The sequence below is a fragment of the Aequoribacter fuscus genome (genome assembly GCF_009910365.1).
GTDB lineage: Bacteria > Pseudomonadota > Gammaproteobacteria > Pseudomonadales > Halieaceae > Aequoribacter > Aequoribacter fuscus.
The window spans coordinates 2347927-2366718 of sequence record NZ_CP036423.1; the positions used below are offsets into that span (position 1 = coordinate 2347927).

The 18792-nt window shown below is 54.3% G+C and carries 19 protein-coding genes and 1 riboswitch; of the genes, 5 read left to right on the forward strand and 14 right to left on the reverse strand.

Going from position 1 to position 18792, the window contains the following annotated elements:
* Positions 1-10: 10 nt before the first annotated feature.
* From gspK to can, 10 genes are all read right to left on the reverse strand, one after another.
* Positions 11-1030 (reverse strand): type II secretion system minor pseudopilin GspK, encoded by a 1020-nt coding sequence (gspK, locus tag EYZ66_RS10505; protein ID WP_009575552.1) that lies wholly within the window; start codon positions 1028-1030, stop codon positions 11-13.
* Positions 1011-1688, reverse strand: coding sequence for a type II secretion system minor pseudopilin GspJ (gene gspJ / locus EYZ66_RS10510; protein WP_009575553.1), 678 nt, complete (start codon positions 1686-1688; stop codon positions 1011-1013). Before gspJ ends, gspK begins: the two co-directional genes overlap by 20 nt.
* Positions 1685-2077: a type II secretion system minor pseudopilin GspI gene (gspI, locus tag EYZ66_RS10515; protein ID WP_009575554.1), complete on the reverse strand. Its 393-nt coding sequence runs from the start codon at positions 2075-2077 to the stop codon at positions 1685-1687. The genes gspJ and gspI overlap by 4 nt, the downstream gene beginning before the upstream one ends.
* Positions 2074-2613: a prepilin-type N-terminal cleavage/methylation domain-containing protein gene (locus EYZ66_RS10520; protein ID WP_009575555.1), complete on the reverse strand. Its 540-nt coding sequence runs from the start codon at positions 2611-2613 to the stop codon at positions 2074-2076. Before EYZ66_RS10520 ends, gspI begins: the two co-directional genes overlap by 4 nt.
* A complete protein-coding gene (gene gspG / locus EYZ66_RS10525) occupies positions 2613-3041 on the reverse strand; it encodes a type II secretion system major pseudopilin GspG (protein ID WP_009575556.1) in 429 nt (142 codons plus the stop codon). Before gspG ends, EYZ66_RS10520 begins: the two co-directional genes overlap by 1 nt.
* Before the next feature lie 3 nt (positions 3042-3044).
* Positions 3045-4268, reverse strand: coding sequence for a type II secretion system inner membrane protein GspF (gene gspF, locus EYZ66_RS10530; RefSeq protein ID WP_009575557.1), 1224 nt, complete (start codon positions 4266-4268; stop codon positions 3045-3047).
* 3 nt (positions 4269-4271) lie between these two features.
* Complete coding sequence (gene gspE / locus EYZ66_RS10535) at positions 4272-5795, reverse strand: type II secretion system ATPase GspE (RefSeq protein WP_009575558.1); 1524 nt, start codon at positions 5793-5795, stop codon at positions 4272-4274.
* The gene (gene gspD, locus EYZ66_RS10540; RefSeq protein WP_009575559.1) at positions 5792-7810 is read right to left on the reverse strand and encodes a type II secretion system secretin GspD; all 2019 of its coding nucleotides are present in this window, start codon (positions 7808-7810) and stop codon (positions 5792-5794) included. The genes gspE and gspD overlap by 4 nt, the downstream gene beginning before the upstream one ends.
* Positions 7811-7826: 16 nt before the next feature.
* On the reverse strand, positions 7827-8783 hold the full coding sequence (gene gspC, locus EYZ66_RS10545; protein ID WP_160195669.1) for a type II secretion system protein GspC: 957 nt from the start codon (positions 8781-8783) through the stop codon (positions 7827-7829).
* A 170-nt stretch (positions 8784-8953) separates the two neighbouring features.
* The gene (can, locus tag EYZ66_RS10550; protein WP_009575708.1) at positions 8954-9619 is read right to left on the reverse strand and encodes a carbonate dehydratase; all 666 of its coding nucleotides are present in this window, start codon (positions 9617-9619) and stop codon (positions 8954-8956) included.
* Positions 9620-9732: 113 nt separating this feature from the next.
* Positions 9733-9829, forward strand: a riboswitch (TPP riboswitch).
* Positions 9830-9885: 56 nt separating this feature from the next.
* Between can and EYZ66_RS10555 the strand changes: the two genes are divergently transcribed.
* The 5 genes from EYZ66_RS10555 to EYZ66_RS10575 are packed head-to-tail and all read left to right on the forward strand — an operon-like array spanning position 9886 to position 14455.
* Complete coding sequence (locus tag EYZ66_RS10555) at positions 9886-11970, forward strand: TonB-dependent receptor (protein ID WP_009575707.1); 2085 nt, start codon at positions 9886-9888, stop codon at positions 11968-11970.
* A gap of 10 nt (positions 11971-11980) precedes the next feature.
* The gene (locus EYZ66_RS10560; RefSeq protein WP_009575706.1) at positions 11981-12241 is read left to right on the forward strand and encodes a YkoF family thiamine/hydroxymethylpyrimidine-binding protein; all 261 of its coding nucleotides are present in this window, start codon (positions 11981-11983) and stop codon (positions 12239-12241) included.
* A complete protein-coding gene (gene pnuC / locus EYZ66_RS10565; RefSeq protein WP_009575705.1) occupies positions 12238-12816 on the forward strand; it encodes a nicotinamide riboside transporter PnuC in 579 nt (192 codons plus the stop codon). The genes EYZ66_RS10560 and pnuC overlap by 4 nt, the downstream gene beginning before the upstream one ends.
* The gene (locus EYZ66_RS10570) at positions 12777-13565 is read left to right on the forward strand and encodes a phosphotransferase family protein (RefSeq protein ID WP_009575704.1); all 789 of its coding nucleotides are present in this window, start codon (positions 12777-12779) and stop codon (positions 13563-13565) included. The genes pnuC and EYZ66_RS10570 overlap by 40 nt, the downstream gene beginning before the upstream one ends.
* Positions 13566-13570: 5 nt before the next feature.
* Positions 13571-14455: a ketopantoate reductase family protein gene (locus EYZ66_RS10575; RefSeq protein WP_009575703.1), complete on the forward strand. Its 885-nt coding sequence runs from the start codon at positions 13571-13573 to the stop codon at positions 14453-14455.
* Positions 14456-14467: 12 nt separating this feature from the next.
* Here EYZ66_RS10575 and EYZ66_RS10580 read toward each other — a convergent pair whose 3' ends face one another.
* Genes EYZ66_RS10580 through ampD form a run of 4 tightly spaced genes read right to left on the reverse strand, consistent with a single transcriptional unit; the run spans position 14468 to position 18746 of the window.
* Positions 14468-15820 (reverse strand): protein kinase domain-containing protein, encoded by a 1353-nt coding sequence (locus EYZ66_RS10580; protein ID WP_009575702.1) that lies wholly within the window; start codon positions 15818-15820, stop codon positions 14468-14470.
* A complete protein-coding gene (locus tag EYZ66_RS10585) occupies positions 15817-17310 on the reverse strand; it encodes a sigma 54-interacting transcriptional regulator (protein WP_009575701.1) in 1494 nt (497 codons plus the stop codon). The genes EYZ66_RS10580 and EYZ66_RS10585 overlap by 4 nt, the downstream gene beginning before the upstream one ends.
* A 32-nt stretch (positions 17311-17342) precedes the next feature.
* On the reverse strand, positions 17343-18188 hold the full coding sequence (locus EYZ66_RS10590; protein WP_009575700.1) for a CobD/CbiB family protein: 846 nt from the start codon (positions 18186-18188) through the stop codon (positions 17343-17345).
* A 9-nt stretch (positions 18189-18197) separates the two neighbouring features.
* Positions 18198-18746, reverse strand: a complete 549-nt coding sequence (gene ampD / locus EYZ66_RS10595) for a 1,6-anhydro-N-acetylmuramyl-L-alanine amidase AmpD (protein WP_009575699.1) — start codon at positions 18744-18746, stop codon at positions 18198-18200.
* Positions 18747-18792 lie beyond the last annotated feature (46 nt).

An 18792-nucleotide genomic window follows, 5' to 3' on the forward strand; every position in this document is an offset into this window, starting at 1 on the left:
TTGTTGGTTATCATAAACTCGTTCCTTGCACCCGAGTCAGCACGCGAAACTGCCCGTTTTTGCGCGATAGCACAGAGTATAGTTGCTGAGGCCGTTCTGCAACGGAGGCCTCGGCCATGAGTAAAAATGTATTCGTTTTTTCGGTCAACAAAGGCTGCAGCGCAGCTCGGTCATTCTCGGCAAAAAACGGATCTTGCAACAATTCATCCACCGAGCCAAACCCGAGCTGATCGCGTTGCTCGACCAACATTTGCACGTCAGATGCCAATTTTGGTTCAAGCTGCTCGCCACCGGGCAAAGCCTGCAGCACTTGCGCAGGCGCCGTATGAATGTTTATTTTACCACCGTCATCGGGCCAAATCGTCACCAGAGGCGCCAACTGCTGATAGATTTCCCAGGTAACCCCTTCAATGGCCATCAGCTCGCTGGGACTAACCCACATCCGATTGGCTGCGCGATAAGGTGGCTGCTTAGACTGATACACCAAATCCTCAGCCCCATTGGACCGAGGGTTGTTATCACCATCGAGCCAATCACCAATCGCGTTGACAATGGCCACGGCTTGAAAACGGTCGAGCAAAGGGCCGTCCTCATTACCCAACGTCAGTAGCAAGCGTACAAAAATGCGCTGATCTAAGGTCAGAGCGGAAGAATCCGTGGCCCCGGTGTTACCAACCAAGGTATTCAAGTTAAAACGCCCCTCTAAATCCTCCAACCGACCCACTAAATAGCCGCCTTCGTCCAGAGGATAGGGCGGGCTCTGCTCGGCCCAAACTTCCATGAGCGTGTCGCGCGGCACCTCGGTTTGTGCGTCCAGCTCGTTATCGAGCTGCAGTAAATTGAAGGCCAATTGCTCTGCTCCCAACAAGTAAGCATAGGTCTGCTGACCCTGAAAACCGTTAGCCATTCGCTGATAAAACAGCTGACCCTCTTTTTCAATGCTGACCAACAACGCCGCGCACAGAGCAAAGATGAGTAGCGCAACCACCAGCGCGGCACCGCTTTGACGACTAGGATTGCGGCAATACATACACGCGCTCCATATCCCCGAGGCCATCAATTGTCAGGCGTATTTCTAGCGCCACGGGTAAATCCTGATTAGGTGTTCCCTCGACGCCCCAATCTCGCAGCCACCGTGAGGTATCAAGCGCGCCATCACTCGGACGCGACGGCAGACTCGAGATCAACTCGGGCGACAAAAACACGACTTCGAACCGGGTCACTCCCTCTAACATCGCTACGGCGCCATCGCCGGGCACCGTTGGGTTATCCGGATCGAGTCGATAGCTGCGGTCGAGCACGGTCGAACGCATGCGATACAAGGTGTTATCGTCTACGTAGTAATACACGCGTTCTAGGTGGCTGCGCGGCGTCGACCCCATACTCATCCAACCTGAGCGGGTCAAACCCAACATCCCCCGATAACTGTCACCACCGATCATAGCGGGCTCGGTAAAACCCAGCTCGTCGCGAATTGAGCGATTAACGCTTTGATTCACATCGCGGCTGATCATGCGCAACGCTTTGCTGAGCTCGCTTGTTCTGTTCATCGCCTGGCGAGTTTGGTCTAGGCTATCTAACACCGCCGATAAACCGCTGTAGGCAATGCTTGCGACCACCACAGTCAGGGCCATGGCAATCAGCACCTCGATCAGTGTAAAACCTTGCTGTTTGCTCGCGCTCTTCATTGCGAGCCCTCTTCACGCAGAAAAAACACGTGCGTTAACAAGGGCAACTCGTCGTCCTCGGCAGCAAAGATTTTGAGTTCGTAACGAAAAAAGAAGTCTACTGGGGTTTTTTCTTTTGTTAACAACCAGCTCCACTGACGATTCGCAAAGGTAACTTCGCCGGTTTGTTTACCATCAAGCGTAAAGCCACGGGTTTGTGTAAGCAGGTGAACTTCGGCCCACTTGTTTTCAATCACTTGCGAGGCCAGCCATTTGTCGCGCAAATACCCGGTGTTATCGACTTGCTGCATATAAACGAATAGCAGAGCCGGAAGGGCCACCGCCACCACAGCCAAAGCGACCATCACCTCAACCAAGGTAAATCCGCGCTGTCGTTTTGAGGATCTCATCGCTGCTCCAGTATCGCTGTTGCACCACCGAAGATCGTCCACTCCACGCGCCAAAATCGCGAGGTGTCATTGTCATCGGTTACGATTAGACGGCCCGCGCTCATTTCGCCACTGGGCAGCAAACGCAACACAGGTTGCCACTGTTCGGTCTCGACGGGGCGCGCCTTGATATCTACCAAGGTACCTTCTACTTCTAAATCGACCTCGAGTTCAGCATCAAACCGCAGGGCTTGGCTTAGCACCTGATCATTCGCACTGACCCAGCGGTTGTCTTCGATATATTTATAAGTAAACAGGATGTCGCGGCTGTCCGATGTTGCGCGCTCTGCAAATAAGCCATACACGGCGTTGGCGTACTCCGCTTCTTCTAGGGCGTAGTTCAAGGTTCGCGCGAACTGCTGGGCGGCGTCTTGCGCTAGACGATCGCGTGTGGGCGAACTGACATTGAGCATAACCACCGAGGCAACCATCACAATCACGAATACTGCGACCAGTATTTCGATTAACGAAAATCCTCGGTGACGCTCAACTCGCATTAGGCGGTCGGCTTGGTCCAATTACCGATGTCGGCGTTTTGCTCTTCACCGCCTGACAGACCATCTGCGCCTAGCGAGTAAATATCGACTTCGCCATTTTCGCCAGGCTGCAAGTACAGGTAAGGTCGACCCCATGGATCCAGTGGCAACTCGGGCAAGTAACCACCCTTTTTAAAATTGCGGGGCTCAGGGGCGATCGAGCTAGGGGCGACTAGAGCCTCTAAACCCTGCTCTGTGGAAGGATAGACGTAGTTATCGAGCCGATAAATCTTAAGCGCTGTTTCAATCGCTTTAAAATCCGCATAGACCTTCTGCACCCTTGCCTCGTCTGCCCGATTTAATACCGTTGGCGCCACGACACTGATTAGCAGTCCCATAATGACTAGTACGACTAAGATCTCGATTAAAGAAAACCCTTGCTGTTTCATTCGCTACCTCACCATCGAATTCAAATCAAAAATTGGCAATAAAATCGCCAATACAATTGTTAACACCATGCCGCCCATGAACACGACCATCAGTGGTTCAAACAAGGCACTGACCGTACCCATCGTCATTTCAAGCTCGCGTTCTTGGTTAGTGGCCGAGCGCTCGAGCATTTGCTCTAACTCGCCGCTCGCCTCGCCACTGGCGACCATGTGCACCATCATGGGCGGAAAGCGGCCGCTTACCGCTAGGGCGCGATGCAGACTTCCCCCTTCTTCGACCGCTTGGGCCACAGCACTGGCGTCCTGACGAAGCACCAAATTGCTGAGTACTTGACCCGCAATTCGCAAGCCCTCTAACAGCGGTACACCACTGACCATCAGAATACTCAATGTGGACGCAAAGCGGGCGGTATCCATAGCGATCACGACTCGGGATACGAAGGGTATTTTTAACAGCGCCCAATGCCAACGCCGTTTATTGCTAGGCTGCGCCACCCAATAACGCCACGCAAAAATAACGACCACAATAGCGACCAACAGCCACAAACCGCGGTGCTGCAAAAAATCACTGACGGCAATAAGACCCACGGTCAGGGGCGGCAAGTCGGTCTGAGTGTGCGCAAAGATGCCAACTAGCTCTGGCACAACGTAGACCATCAAAGCGACAACCACCGACACAGCAACCCCCAGCAGAATAAAGGGGTATATCAGTGCCATCATCAATTTCTGCTGCGTATATTGCCGTTGCTCAGTGTAATCAGCTAACTGCATCAGAACTTGCGCCAAAAATCCTGCGTGTTCACCGGCTGTGACCATCGCGCGATACATTTCGTCAAAGACCTTGGGATACTCGCCCAAGGCGTATGCCAAAGTGTAACCTTCGGCGACTCGAGCGCGCACCTGTAATAACAGCGCCTTGAGCTTGGGCTTACGAGACTGTTCGGCCGCGGCGCGCAAACTCTCGTCAATAGGCATATTCGATTGAATTAAAGTCGCTAACTGGCGCGTCATCAGAGCCAAATCGCCGGTCGATACTTTGGTCGCGGTAAATAGAAATGCCAGTGATTTTCGATCGTTCAGCGCCGCGTTGCCCGCATCGTCGATCGCCACAGGTCGTAGCGAGCGCTCGCGCAACAGGGCGCGCACGTGGCGATCAGAATCGCCCTCTAACAATCCCTTTACGAGCTTACCGTCGGTGTCTAAGGCTTTGTAGCGAAAAGCTGGCATGGGTTATCCCATGGTGCTGGTAACGCGCAGCACCTCTTCCAACGAGGTGCTACCGCTTAAAACTCGAGCCCGACCATCGTCTAAGATTGCGGGCGATTTTGCTCGAACAGCGTCGGTCATCGCTTGCTCGCTGGCACCGTCATGGATGAGCGTTTGCAGCGCGCGATCCACGTCAATCCACTCGTAAATGGCCGTTCGGCCTTTATAACCCGACCCGTTGCACGCATTACAGCCTTTGGGGTGATACAGATGATCAACCTCGGCGTCATCGGGCAGACTCAGCAATTTACGCTCAGCGTCGCTCAATGGCCGCGCCTCTTTGCACTGCTGACACAATAAGCGAATCAAACGCTGGGCCATCACCGCCACGAGACTCGACGACAGCAAAAAGGCTTCAATACCCATATCGCGCAACCGCGTGATAGCGCCAATCGCGGTGTTGGTGTGTAAAGTCGACAGTACCAAATGGCCTGTGAGTGAGGCTTGCACGGCAATTTCCGCGGTTTCTAAATCGCGGATTTCGCCAACCATAACCACGTCGGGGTCTTGTCGCAGAATGGCCCGTAACCCCCGAGCAAACGTCATATCCACTTTGGAATTTACTTGGGTTTGGCCAATACCGGGCAGCATATATTCCACAGGATCTTCGATGGTCATAATGTTACGCGAAGTCTGATTAATGTGGGTAAGCCCCGCGTATAGCGTCGTAGTTTTACCAGAGCCTGTAGGTCCCGTGACCAGAATAATACCGTAAGGACGCTTTAGCGCCTCGGTGTAGCCGGACAGGACTTGCTGAGGCATCGATAGCTGCTGTAACTGCAGCTGCCCGGCTTCTTTGTCTAATAATCGCAGCACCACGCGCTCGCCGTGGGCCGATGGAATTGTCGACATCCTGATATCAATGGCGTGGCCTGCAATTCGCACTGAGATACGGCCATCCTGAGGAATACGCTTTTCGGCAATATCCAATTTTGCCATGACCTTTAAACGACTCACTAACAAGGGCGCGAGCAAACGCTTTGGCGACAATACCTCAGCCAAAATGCCATCCACGCGAAAGCGAACGCTCAAGCGGTCCTCAAACGTTTCTATGTGAATATCCGAGGCTTTATCGCGCACCGCTTGCGACAGGATGGCGTTAATTAAACGAATAATGGGCGCGTCGTCTTCGGCGTCCATCAAATCGCCGGTTTCAGGAATGGCTTCCGCTAAACGGGATAGATCAACATCTGCCCCCAAATCCTCGGCCATTTGCACGGCTTCTTGGTTATCGCGCTGGTAAGCGAGTGTCAGGGCCCTCTGAAAGGTCTCGCTGTCGACTTTGACGACGCTGAACCCTTGCCCCAAAATGCGTTGAACCTCGGCCAGAGTCTCGAGCTTTGGATTGCCGACGCTTAGCAGCTCATAACCCGTATCACCCGCACGCAGCACAACACCCGCCTGCTTAGCATAAGAAAAAGCCAAACGCACAGGCGCACGCAGCCCGCTCATACCCGCTTGGTCAGAGGTCGCCAGCGCTTCGCTCATTGCTGCTCCTGCATCGCATCAAGCGCCTGAATATCGCGTTGCCACTCGGGCAACACCGGCATACGCTCAGCATCCAGCAGATTGCTGCCCTTGGCACGGCGCTGTAGTTGCTGCTCTCGGATGAATTTGTATTTGCCAGCAGTCGCGTTATCTAGGGCTCTATCATCACGAATAATGGTGGGGCGAATAAAGATCAGCAAATTCGTTTTCGTCACTTCAACCGCATCGTTACGAAACAAACGCCCAAGCAAAGGAATACTGCCAAGGACAGGCACGCGCTGTGATCCATCCTGCACGTTATCTTTAATTAACCCCCCTAACACGACGGTTTTGCCATCACCCGCTAGCACTTTGGTCTGGATCTTACGTTCGTTGGTGATCAAATCCGAGGCAATCGACGACAAGCCCGTTAAGCTCGAGACCTCTTGCTCGATATCGAGCACCACCGAGTCACCATCGTTAATATGCGGCGTCACGGTAAGAGTAATACCCACGTTCTCGCGCTCGATGGTCTGAAACGGATTCTGAACCCCGCTACCACCACTGCCAGTGTTGGTATACGCACCCGTCACGAAAGGCACATTCTGGCCCACAGTGATATACGCTTCTTGATTATCGAGGGTCAGTAAGGTCGGCGTTGACAAAATATTGGCATTTGACTGCTTCTTCAGCGCGTTCAGGATGACGGTCATCGACAAATCGTTATCAATAGCTCCCCACCCAAGAGTCAAGCCGGGTGAGCCCGCCAGCGCCGCGGCGAGCTGCCCCAAATCGAAGTCACCCACAGGGTTTGCCGCATCGGCATTACCGCCCAACACCGCTGAAGAAATCGCACCCGCCGTGCTGACATCGGAAGAGACGCTGCTACCATAAACCCCAGAATCGTTAGCGAACAACCACTGCAAGCCTAGGCTTTGTCCATCAATGACTTCCATTTCTACGATGATGGCTTCCACCAGCACCTGCGCTCGACGAATATCCAACTGGTAAATGACGGATTCTAATGCCGCCATCTCGTCGGTGTCGGCCGTAATAATCAGGGAATTGGTACCTTCGTCTGCTTCAATGGTCGCATCGTGCCCACCACTGGTTTTGCTTTTAGACGAGTCGAGTCGTCCGATATTTTGCATGACTTTCGTCAGAACTTGCGCCACGTCGGCGGCTTTGGCGTACTTCAGGTAGACGACTTTAACGTTGCCCGCGCGTTGCAGAGGTGTATCTAGGTGCTCAACCAAGGCGCGCATACGCGCTCTTTGTAGTTCATCGCCCGTCACTAGCACGCTATTGGTGCGCGTGTCGGCGACCAACAACACAGTTTCTTCACCACCGGCTTGCGCCGCCTCAGACTTATTCAGCTGCTCAAGCATTTTGACCACGTCTTCAGCAACGGCGTATTCCAAGGGCAGAATATCGGTTTCCTGAATAGCCGACTGATCCATCTGCGAGATCAAATCATTGATACGGGAAATATTGGAAGCCAAGTCTGAAATGACGATTGCGTTACTGGGCGTATACGCGGCCATATGGGCTTGCTGCGGTACCAAGGGCCGCAATACCGGGATCAACTTAGCGGCACTGATGTTTTCCAAACGAATGACTTGGGTGACGTACTCGCCCGCCGGTGTCGAATCGTTTTGCGATGGATCCGTCACTGCTACTGGGCTCGAGCGCGCGTCTTTATTTTGAACAATACGAATGACGTCGCCCGACCGAACGGCGGTATAACCGTGAACATCTAGAATCGACAAAAACAGGCTGTACAGCTCGGTCGTTTTGATGGGCTTACTGGACACGACTTTGACCTTACCCTTCACTTGCGGGTCGACAATGATGGTCGTGTCGGTTACTTCGGCAACAAACTTGATGAGCTCCTGTATGTCGGTGTCTTTCAAATTCACCGTATATTCTTGAGCGTTCACTGCAGGGACGGCGAGTAACATGCACATACCCAGTGCCGTTGCCACTGCCTGCAAGGGCTTGCGTACGCCGATGAATCGAAAACTGCGGTTTACCATTCTTATCACCTATAAATCAGGGACGATCACCGCCCACTTGCACGGTAAGGTTCATTGGCGAGCCCCCCCGTTGAATTACAAAATTTGCTTCACTTGCGCTTTTCAGCATTTGATACAGCACCAGAGCATTGCTCGGGTCTGACAAACTCAACCCATTGACCTCGGTCACAACATCGCCAGGACGAAACCCTAGCGCTTGAAACTCTTCACCCTTGGGCCCGGGAGATACTCGGTACCCTGCCAACTGTCCATCGGCACTGCGCACCGCCGCCACCGAGACAAGTTCCGACAAAGACTCTGGGTTATCGTAATACCGATCACGTTTTCTCGCATCCAGCCGCGCTTGGCGCTCGGCGCGTGCCAAATCACGCTCGTTGGGTTCATTCGCGTCGGAGGTCGGCGCAGGATTGGGCGCTTGCGTGGGTTGACGTACCGCGGGCTTCGCAGTCGACATCAGACGCTTGGCCAAGGCACTTTCATCGTAGAGCTTTAACAGCTCATAGGTGCCGTTATTGTCCAACACCACGCGGTCTGGCAAGACCTTGGCAAGAGAGACGCGTCCGCTCACAGGCAAGGCATCGCCCACTCGATAAATCGATTGGTCCTGACGGTACTGAATAATGGCCTGGCCCAAGCCATCACTGCGAGCCGCTAGCACACCCACTAATACGAGGTCGAGGCGTGTTTCTTTGGCGCCGTCTTCAATACCAACCGCCGGGGCCGCAACCACCGCGGGCGCTGCACTTGCGTTGGCTTCACCGAATAAGTGCCACGCTTTCATCGCATCGATATCAACAGTGACTGGGGACGTGTCGACTGCATCGACGACGACAGTGGGTGCGGGCACCTCAATATTCGTGTCGACGAACAACCAAGGGACTTTCGCCAGATTGAGTCCCACCCAAACTAACGCTGAAGCGATAATCGCTAGGCGCAAACGAGCCAACACAAGATCCTGAGAAAGCCATCTCATTGCAGTAGTCAGGGCCTGTGGAAACTGCGCATTCGTCATTATGGTGTGTCTTGCCGCCTCTGTTGCTCGATTGTAACGCTAAACGCCTCAGTCTATCGAACAAATACGACAAAATGACGACAGCCTTGCGTTGAAGTGTCCCGCTTGGGACTCAGCAGAGTCTATCGACTCTAGCGCAAGGTTGCCAGATCAGAATGCTTCGAGATAACACGGTACATTTCAGGAATCTGCTCGACGCTATTCGCAGAGCAATTCAGGTCGCGCAATAGGCCATCCTTCAGACGATAAATCCAGCCGTGGACGTCCAACTGCTGCCCCCGAGCCCAGGCGTTTTGCACAATCGTCGTTCGGCACACATTGGCCACCTGACTCATCACGTTCAGCTCGCACAATAGGTCGACTTTTTCGTCGTCGCTGTCCAGAGCATCAAACTTTTCTTGGTGCGCAAACTGCACGTCTTTGATGTTGCGCAACCAATTATCGATCATACCATTATCGGCATCTTCGTAGGCCGCTCGCACGCCACCACAGTTGTAGTGCCCAACCACCAAAACATGTTTAACTTTGAGCACATCGACTGCGTACTGCAACACCGTCAGGCAATTGAAGTCGGTGTGAACCACCATATTGGCGACATTTCGATGCACAAACACTTCACCCGGTAACAAGCCGACGATTTGGTTGGCAGGTACCCTGGAATCCGAACAACCAATCCACAGGTATTCAGGACTTTGCTGGGCGGCAAGTTTAGCGAAGAAGTCTGGGTCAGCTTCATGGACTTCGCGCGCCCATTCTCGGTTGTTGCGAAACAACTCTGTAATACTCGTTCGACTCATAACACCCCCAGAAAGAATGGCACCATTCTAAAGCGAAGTAGGATGCAGTCCAAGCAAATCACACCTAACGCGACAACGTCACCTTGCAAAGCTTGCCAAAAAGCCCTATTGTTCGCCGCACTTAGGGGTGGCTTTGGCCTGAGATACTGCGGTAAACCCTTAGAACCTGATCCGGTTAGAACCGGCGTAGGGAAAGTGCAGATGGTTCCAAGCTTCTCACCTCACCTTCTCCCGGTTCTCTCTTTAGCCAACACGGGAGAGACCTAATGAAAAACTGCAAAACTCGCTTAACAAGCGCCATTCTGCTCACTGGCGTCGCGCTCGCGCAGGCCGATAATCCGCTGGAAGAAATTATTGTGACCGCGGAACATCGCGACTATTCCATCTCACAAACGGCAACGAGCGTCAGTGTGGTTACCGCCAGCCAGCTTGCTAGCCGAAGCGCTTTGCACCTTGAGGATGTGATGCGCCAAATCCCCAACCTAAATGCGGCCAGTGGTGCCTCACGCAACCGCTATTTTCAGATTCGCGGCATCGGCGAACGCAGTCAGTATCAGGAGCCGATTAATCCATCGGTAGGCTTACTGGTCGACGGCATGGATTTTAGCGGACTGGGCTTGAGCGCGAGCACGCTCGATATCGAGCAGATAGAGGTACTGCGCGGCCCACAAGGCACCTTGCACGGCGCTAACGCCATTGCCGGCCTAATTTCCATTCAGTCTGCCCAACCCAGCCATGAGAGCGCCCACCAAATTGAGATAGGCTTGGGCAATTATGAGTCCCAAAGCTGGAAACTCACGAGCACGGGGCCACTGCAGGCAAACCTGAATTATCGGCTTGCTTTAGGTGGCAATACCAGCGACGGCTGGATTAAGAATGCAACGCTGGGTCGCTCGGACACCAACAACATTGACGAGCAACAAGCTCGACTGAGGTTGCAGTGGCAAGCGGACGGCTACCAAACCGATTTGGGCATGATGACTGTCGACGCCGACAACGGCTTTGACGCCTTTTCCTTGGACAACACGCGAACCACACTGTCGGATGAACCGGGCCGGGATCGCCAGAAGACCCGAGCCATATGGCTGCGCCATCAACAGGAAGTTGGCGACTATCAGCTGAATGCGCAAGTCAGTCACAGCCGCAGCGACACCGAGTATAGCTACGACGAAGATTGGTCCTACGTCGGTATCGCCCCCGGCTGGGAGTATTCGTCTTTTGATCAATATCAGCGTGACTATCGCGGACAAGAAATCGACATAAAACTGACGCGCACCACCCCGAACGGGGCGTGGCTGTTGGGCGTATACGGCCGCGACAACGACGAGGAACTAGCACGCAACTACACCTACTTGTCTGGACCTTTTGGAAGCCGCTACGATACCGAGTATCGGGCCGTATACGGCCAAATCGATCGCGACGTGAGCGCTGCGCTGCAGGCGCAATTGGGTTTGCGCTACGAGAATCGAGAAGCACGCTACAGCGATTCCGAAGCCTTAAACAACCAATCCGATGACGACTTTGTGGGTGGTAAACTGGCGCTTCTCTGGCAAGTCAACGATGCGCATCGCGCGTATCTGTCAGTCAGCAAGGGCTATCGTGCCGGCGGTGTCAACACCAACGTATTGGCCTCGATTCCCACAGCAGAAACGCCGGAGCAAACCGCGCTTCTGCAAGGTCAGCAAGTGTTTGATGCAGAGACTCTTTGGAATCTTGAACTGGGACTGCGCAGCCTTTGGCCTGAGCTCGGTCTGAGCTGGTTTAACACCCTGTTTGTGATGGAGCGCGACGACCAGCAGGTTAAGGGCTCACTCGTCTTGCCCCGCCAGGACGGCAGCACCAACTTTATCGATTACGTGAACAATGCCGCCAGTGGCTCTAACACGGGTCTAGAATCAGAACTGGTGTGGCGCGCCGGCGAGTCACTCACTGTAACCGCTGCCCTAGGGCTTTTGTGGGCTGAGTTTGACAGTTACATTAACGCCGATGGGCTTGAGTTATCCGGTCGAGACCAAGCGCAAGCACCGCGCTATCAATACGCTCTTGGTCTTGACTACCAAATCAACCCACAGTGGACTTTCGGGGCCACGATAGAAGGCCGCGATGACTACTATTTTTCGGACCGTCACGAGACCAAAGCCCGAGCCATTCATGTGTTCAACGCTCGCGTGCGCTACCAAGGTGAGCAGTGGTACGCGCAGGCTTGGGCTAGAAACCTAGGGGATGCCACCGTGACCGTAAGAGGGTTTGGTAGCTTTGGTAACGACCCACGCAAATTTTATGTGACCGAACCCTATTATCAATTCGGTGCGCCGCGAACCTTTGGCATTACCCTGGGCTACGAGCTTTAAGGAGCAAAACATGCAACTCACCGCCGAACTGAGCTTGTACCCACTCAGCGAAGACTACATCAGGATTGTTTTAGCTTTTATCGATCGGCTCGAGCAATGCGAAGAACTGACCATCCGCCGCAACGCCATGAGCACGCAGATAAGCGGAGAGGCCACACAGGTCATGCAGGTAATACAAGCTGCGCTGACCAAAAGCTTCGAAGAATTTGGCAAACAGGTCCTGACGGCCAAATTCATTCCGGGCGAATTCAGTTTGGATGCCGCCGAATGAGCACCGCGGCACTCATCGAGTGGCTGGCGGTCGCTTTTGGCCTTGCCTATCTTATTCTCGCCATGCGCGAGCACATAGCCTGTTGGATCATGGCCTTCATCAGCACTAGCCTATTTTTGTGGCTGTTCTGGGAGGCTAAGCTCATTATGGAAAGCGCGCTGCAAGTGTACTATCTGATTATGGCGGTCTATGGCTACTGGCAGTGGACGTCGGGCGAACAAGGCCAGCAACGTACCATACAAACCTTGGGCCCATCTCAGCACGCATTTATCGTGGCAGGCATTGCTGTATTAACGCTGGGTAGTGGGTATTGGCTTGAACAAAACACCGATGCGGTCCAACCCTACCTCGATTCGTTTACTACCTGGGGGGCCATTATCACGACCTACTTGGTGGCCATTAAAGTGCTCGAAAACTGGCTGTATTGGATTGTCATCGACTTAGCATCAATGCAACTGTATGCGAATAGCGAGCTTTGGGTGACGGTGGGATTGTTCGGCTTGTATGTGGTACTTGCTGTGCTAGGTTATTGGACATGGCGACAACACTTTCAAACGCAGAACGCGAACTCGTAGCTGGGCTCCTAGGCTTTGATCCCCGCAGCGCCGCTTATCAGCGCTTGGAGGGCTCCAGCCATCACCTACTGCGGTTTACCCTGCGAGGCGATTTGCGGGTCACCCGATGGCCCAAAGTCGCTCGCCCCGATGCCATTTGGTGGTCTGAGCTGAGTGTTCAGCAACTCGCAGCACAGCACGGGCTGGCGCCAGATACGCTCGCCCTCAACGCCGATCACCAAAGTACACTGCTGATCGGGGCCGAACCCCTGCGACTTGGAGTAAGAGAGGTTGCCAAGCTCTTACAGCAGTGTCATCAGCTCCCCAAAGTCAGCCAAAAACTGGACATCGCACACGCGTTTCGCTACTGGTTTGAATCCTGCCAACACCAGCATCGACCTTGGACGGCGCAGGCGAACCAACAAAAGGCTGAACATGCCGCTGAAAAATTCTCTGAGTTCGAGACCCGCTTGGTGCAAAGCCACGGCGATTGCGTGGCGACCAACGTCCTGCAACTGGGTAATCGCGCCGTGTTGATCGACTGGGAATATCATTGCCTTGCACCGCGCTGGTGGGATTTAGCCATTTACGCCGAATCGCAAGAACTTAATAACGACGCCACCCGCGATTTACTGCAGAACTACTGCCAAACTCAGCCATCACGCGAGACAATCTCACAGCTTGAGGCCTTTAGAGCTATTTATGCGGAACTCGCAATCCTTTGGCACTGCGCTACAATGCACGCTCCTAACCACTACCAGACGCCGTAAGCGACATGTCTAACCCACCCTGGCACATACTTGGCTTTGGCGTCATCGGTCAGTTACTGCACGCAGGATTTAGCCGATCAGGGCAGCAGTGTCTGGTCGTTTCAAAGCCCAACCAACCGCTACCCGCACACCACACGGTGCAATATCAAAATCATACCGAGACTTTTGATATTGAGGTCTTTGTGCCTGGCGACCGTCTAATCGAGCGACTGGTCGTCTGTACCAAAAGCTACGATGTCACCCAAGCGATTACCGCCGTTAAACAGGCGCTAAGTCCCACGGCTCAGATTGTTATTATGGTCAATGGGCTAGTCGACTCGCATGAAATAGCCGAGCTCACCACAGGGTCGGTCTATTGGGCGCTCACCACCGAGGGTGGTTATCGTAACGAGGCGCATCACACTGTGCATGGAGGTAGCGGCGTCACACGCTTGGGCTCTGGATCAGAACCCGACTGGTTACGCGAGTGGCAAGAGGCCGTGCCGAATAGCCATTGGCACACAGACATCGACCCGTACCGCTGGGAGAAACTGAGCGTCAATGCCGTCATTAACCCCCTGACCGCACTCCATCAGTGCCGCAACGGTGAGCTTGAAAATAGTGAGCTCAAGGCTTGCACACAAACGTCTATTGACGAGGCTCGGGCTGTACTCGAGGCACTGGGATTTACGCTGCAGGCACAAGGCTTTCACAACACCTGTTGGGAGGTCATTCGCAAAACGGGCGCCAACCGCTCGTCGATGTTGCAAGATATCACCCTGAAGCGGCGCACCGAGATTTCGACTATTTTACCGCCACTGCTTGCAGTTGCTGCGAAACATCACGTGGCTACCCCGCAGCTGAAAAACACGTTGACGGCCTTCCAGCAGCGCTTCCCGGAGCTTTGTTAAACCGTGGTGCGGTCACTCTGATGGCGACTGCGATTGCTGAAACGCAATCGCTCTATCCATTACCGCCTCCCAGCGCTTAAGAGAAGCGCGAACCGGCACCTGCTCATGCCACGAATCGCGACCACCCAGCATCGGTTTTAAGCGGAAAAAGCAAAACAGTTCGCCGCACTCGATTAAGGCCTTCAATTGAGGCCTACTCAAACTGAGTCCGACAGCCTCCGATGACCACGCCACAGAATAACGTTTACGCTGCCCACTCGCCGGCTCAGTTGCCTTAAACCAGCGTTGCTCCAACTGCACCTTCCAGTCTTCAGGCACCGCTTGACGCCCCCCGTCATCAAGCCAAACCCAAAGTATGCGCCGATGCATATCACCTGACACAGAATACGAAGGCAAAATGAGTGCAGCCGCTAAGGCTGCAGAAAAAGCTGCAGCGAACCAACTCATCGGCACTTTGCGAAGCGGTTTTGTGGAGCGTACCGGATCGACGCCTGGATACTCAGGAACCACAGCAGAAATAGGCTCGGGCGCGATGGCTTGCGCGTGATCATTTGCCATATCGGCAAGCTGAGTTCGTGCTAGAACTCGAGCCTCACCCATCGCGGCCAAACGCTCAAGCTCACCGATGGGTCTGGGGCGGCGACGCTCTGAGCTTTGCCACCATTTGGCCAACGTGTTTAGCCAGAGCTCGCGACTCGCTGTGGGTAGAAATCGCCAAGCGCTCTGGTCAGGGAGTGTTGGGTGAAGCACATTCGCTTGAACTAATTGCCCTTCAAACACCAGAGGTGACGCCCCAGTAAATAACTCGATTAACAGGGCCGCTAAGGCAAATTGGTCGCTGATGAAGGAAATGGGTTTTGCCCGCAAGTGTTCGGGTGTGGTGGCATTCAAGGCCACCATTTTGGCTGTGCGATTATGACTCGATTCGGCCAGTAGGAGTTGATCGACATCCATAATCAGCACACGACCCGAGCGCGTCACCCAAATATTCTCAACCCTCAAATCGCCATGGACCAACCCGTGCTGATGCAAACCACCCACACCCGCAATGATCTGGCTGGCGATTAATAGACGCACTTGGGTATCACAGCGCGCATCATCAAGAATAGCGCGCAACGGCGCGCCCTGGTGATAGCGACTCACAAACACCTGAGCGTCAGCCGTGTTAATAACGCCCCGAATGTTCAATATGTGCTGATTTAAGGTCGCCGCGTTTTGTAAGCGAGCCAAAGCCGGGTTGTGAATGGGCGACTCGCGCCAGACCCACTTTAAAACCACGTGCTCGGTATCGGTTTTAGCCAGCACACTAGTACCCTCGCCGCCTTCGTGCAGGACGCGGATGAGGCGATAGGGCCCCCAGTTCACGCGCCATACTCCGGATACAAACGCAGCAGTGCTGCCTTGGAGACCCTCAACGCTTTCGCTGCTGCACCGACATCACCACCATGAGCGCTCAGCGCTTGCGCCACTTCCTCAGCGCTGTAGTCACTCGCCTTGGGCACACCGAGCTTTTCCCGTCGTCGGTAGATGCTGGTCCTCGATATCGGGAGTGTTTGCGCAAGCTTCGCGGCCTCATAGTCGCACGCCTCGAGTGCTTGCAAAAATAAATCGTCAGAAATATCGCCCGCCAGCACCGGGGTCGCAGGCGCTGCCTCAACGGGGTCTGATGGGGCCAAATCTGGCACCGCGGGGTAGTCCGTGTCTAAATCAATCTGACCCAGTACGGCAAATAATTCCCGTACATTGCCGGGCCAGTCGTAGTGGGTTAGAGCCACAAACACCTGACACCAGCTGGCGACGCCGGTGTCATCAAGCTCACCACTCCAAGGTCCACGGCGCTTATCCGCAAAATAGTGCTCAGCCAGCAGGCCGATGTCATCCATGCGTTCGTGCAGCGGCGGCACGTCGATATGCTGCTGGGCGAGCCGGTGGAACAGCGCCGGACGCAAAGACGCCTGGTCACCTCGTGTGTGCTGCTCGGTCGCGGCCACAACGCGAAGGTCAACGTCTTGCGTGGGCCCACCCAAGACTTGAACCTCGCGAGTTTGCAGTGCTCGCAGTAATTGTGCTTGCAGTTCGGGTGAGGCATCACCGATCTCGTCCATGAACAGGGTGCCACCTGCCGCTTCCCGAAAATAGCCACTTTTGGCGCTGTTCGCTCCGGTGAAAGCGCCTTTTTCGGCTCCGAACAATTCAGATACCGCCAGCTCCGTTGGCAGCGCTGCCATATTAACAGCCACTAAAGGTCCTGCTCGACGCTGACTGAAGCGGTGCAATTCGTTAGCCACCCCCTCTTTACCGACCCCGGTGGGCCCCGTAATTAACACATCATCGTCAGTGGCGGCCGCTCGGCGTATAGCGCGGCGCATTGCAACAACGTTGGCGTTGCGCCCGACAATACTCGGCATAGCCGCCAAATCGTCTTGGGTATGCAAGTCTAAGCCTAAGCTGAGCACCAATCGATTCGAACAATTCAAGATATGCCAGCGGCCCTCAATAAGATCAAAGCGAGTTTCGCTGGCCAATGACCGGCCCTGGTACTCGATACCACTGGCACCCACGCGGCGCGACAGCACCACCTGGTCCGCGCGGTAAGTCAAAGCACCGAGCTCACGCGAAATAAACGGGTCCAGTAAAGGAAAACACGAATTGCCCTGAACGTCGGTAAACTCGAGCTCACGCCCAAAGGCAAGCGCTTGATCGGGGGCGATGACGCAGCGTGCACCCAGCATCGATGCGTCGGGGTGATAGACCACACACAAAGTGGGCAGAGGCACGGCAGCGTAGGTCGAATGGGGAGCCGCAACCTGAGGCCGCGTTTTTAATTCCAGTAAGTTTTTCGAGTAATCCGCCATGCCCTACTAAAAATCTGCCGAAGGTTTCCGCCCTATAACAGCACCACCCACACAGAAAATACAATTAACCAAACAACAGCGCTACGTCGCAGCAAATCCACCAACAGCGCAAAAGAACTTAGCAACTTGCTTTTATCGCCGAAGGAATCGAGATCTTCTAACCGAGGCACGGCCGCCAAGGCTGCGCGAGACAGCACAGCGTGTACGCTTAGGGAGGTGTCCGTCCACAGACCGCCGACCACCCGAGCGCCAGCGCTAAAGTCACCGACCAACAAAAAGGTCGTCGCCAATACGCGACTGGGCAACCACAGCACCGCGGCCAATACTGGATCAGGGCGCGCACCGCCGCTGCGATGATGATAAAACACGGCCAGCAAATGCAGCACGATACCGACAGGACCTAACAGGATAAAGTAAAAGCCACCCGAGAATACGGTAATCAAGGCCAGTAACAGGGCCTTCTCGACAAAGGTCAAAGTGCGTGCCAGCGACTCGCTGTCATTGCTAGGCAACCAAGAGTCCAGCGCCTGTTCGAGCCGCAGCTCTGCTGTATTTGCATCGCCGCGTAGCCAGTCAATCTGCACATCATCGATCAAGCGCCGTGCCAAATCAAAGCGCACTCCCGCACAGACGCTCGAAACCACAATCGCAGCACCGAGCAAACCCCAAAACCACGTGTGCAGCCATGCATACAGCAAACTGAATATCAACGTAGGCACGGCAACACCGGCCAATAAGCGCGCAGGGCCCGAGAAACCGAGCCCCAATGTAAATTCAACCGTGTCGTCCACCCGATCGGCAAACCAACGCCCCACGGGGTTGTGCTGCGCGGTGAACAGTAAATAGGCGGCTGCGGCCAAGCTGGCCAAATAAAGCATAAAATTCCCCTACACGCTGCGATTCAATACGTCGCTTATGCGTCCCCAATCAAACGCCGCACCTGGATCTGTTTTGCGACCTGGGGCGATATCGCTATGCCCTACGACCGCATCGTGGGCCAGGTCATAATGACGTCGCAGTATCGCTAACACCTGGCGCAAGGTGCTGTACTGAGCGTCAGTGTATGCCAAGTCGTCGGTCCCTTCCAGTTCAATACCGACACTAAAATCATTGCAGTTATCTCGATCCTTGTACCTTGACACCCCTGCGTGCCAAGCGCGATCGTCAAAACTCACAAATTGGGTAGCTTTGCCGCTGCGGTCAATCAGTAAGTGCGCCGAGACTTCTAACCCCACCAGATCAGCAAAACTCTCGTGCGCGGCGCAATCTAAAGTGTTGCAAAACAACGCATCGATAAAACCCGTGCCAAACTGCCCCGCCGGCAGTGAAATATTGTGGATCACCACCAGTTCTGGGGCCACCCCCAATGGGCGCTGATTAAAATTTGGTGAGCTTTTATGAACAATATCGCTCAACCACCCCTGGTCTAGGTACATACTCATGCCTAAGTGCTGGTATCATTCAGTTTTACGTTAAACAAGA

What these genes read in the sequence shown, in the direction of transcription:
- gspK (WP_009575552.1), bottom strand. Translation starts at nt 1,030, where the DNA reads ATGTATTGCCGCAATCCTAGTCGTCAAAGCGGTGCCGCGCTGGTGGTT.
- gspJ (WP_009575553.1), bottom strand. Translation starts at nt 1,688, where the DNA reads ATGAAGAGCGCGAGCAAACAGCAAGGTTTTACACTGATCGAGGTGCTG.
- gspI (WP_009575554.1), bottom strand. Translation starts at nt 2,077, where the DNA reads ATGAGATCCTCAAAACGACAGCGCGGATTTACCTTGGTTGAGGTGATG.
- EYZ66_RS10520 (WP_009575555.1), bottom strand. Translation starts at nt 2,613, where the DNA reads ATGCGAGTTGAGCGTCACCGAGGATTTTCGTTAATCGAAATACTGGTC.
- gspG (WP_009575556.1), bottom strand. Translation starts at nt 3,041, where the DNA reads ATGAAACAGCAAGGGTTTTCTTTAATCGAGATCTTAGTCGTACTAGTC.
- gspF (WP_009575557.1), bottom strand. Translation starts at nt 4,268, where the DNA reads ATGCCAGCTTTTCGCTACAAAGCCTTAGACACCGACGGTAAGCTCGTA.
- gspE (WP_009575558.1), bottom strand. Translation starts at nt 5,795, where the DNA reads ATGAGCGAAGCGCTGGCGACCTCTGACCAAGCGGGTATGAGCGGGCTG.
- gspD (WP_009575559.1), bottom strand. Translation starts at nt 7,810, where the DNA reads ATGGTAAACCGCAGTTTTCGATTCATCGGCGTACGCAAGCCCTTGCAG.
- gspC (WP_160195669.1), bottom strand. Translation starts at nt 8,783, where the DNA reads ATGAGATGGCTTTCTCAGGATCTTGTGTTGGCTCGTTTGCGCCTAGCG.
- can (WP_009575708.1), bottom strand. Translation starts at nt 9,619, where the DNA reads ATGAGTCGAACGAGTATTACAGAGTTGTTTCGCAACAACCGAGAATGG.
- EYZ66_RS10555 (WP_009575707.1), top strand. Translation starts at nt 9,886, where the DNA reads ATGAAAAACTGCAAAACTCGCTTAACAAGCGCCATTCTGCTCACTGGC.
- EYZ66_RS10560 (WP_009575706.1), top strand. Translation starts at nt 11,981, where the DNA reads ATGCAACTCACCGCCGAACTGAGCTTGTACCCACTCAGCGAAGACTAC.
- pnuC (WP_009575705.1), top strand. Translation starts at nt 12,238, where the DNA reads ATGAGCACCGCGGCACTCATCGAGTGGCTGGCGGTCGCTTTTGGCCTT.
- EYZ66_RS10570 (WP_009575704.1), top strand. Translation starts at nt 12,777, where the DNA reads ATGGCGACAACACTTTCAAACGCAGAACGCGAACTCGTAGCTGGGCTC.
- EYZ66_RS10575 (WP_009575703.1), top strand. Translation starts at nt 13,571, where the DNA reads ATGTCTAACCCACCCTGGCACATACTTGGCTTTGGCGTCATCGGTCAG.
- EYZ66_RS10585 (WP_009575701.1), bottom strand. Translation starts at nt 17,310, where the DNA reads ATGGCGGATTACTCGAAAAACTTACTGGAATTAAAAACGCGGCCTCAG.
- EYZ66_RS10590 (WP_009575700.1), bottom strand. Translation starts at nt 18,188, where the DNA reads ATGCTTTATTTGGCCAGCTTGGCCGCAGCCGCCTATTTACTGTTCACC.
- ampD (WP_009575699.1), bottom strand. Translation starts at nt 18,746, where the DNA reads ATGTACCTAGACCAGGGGTGGTTGAGCGATATTGTTCATAAAAGCTCA.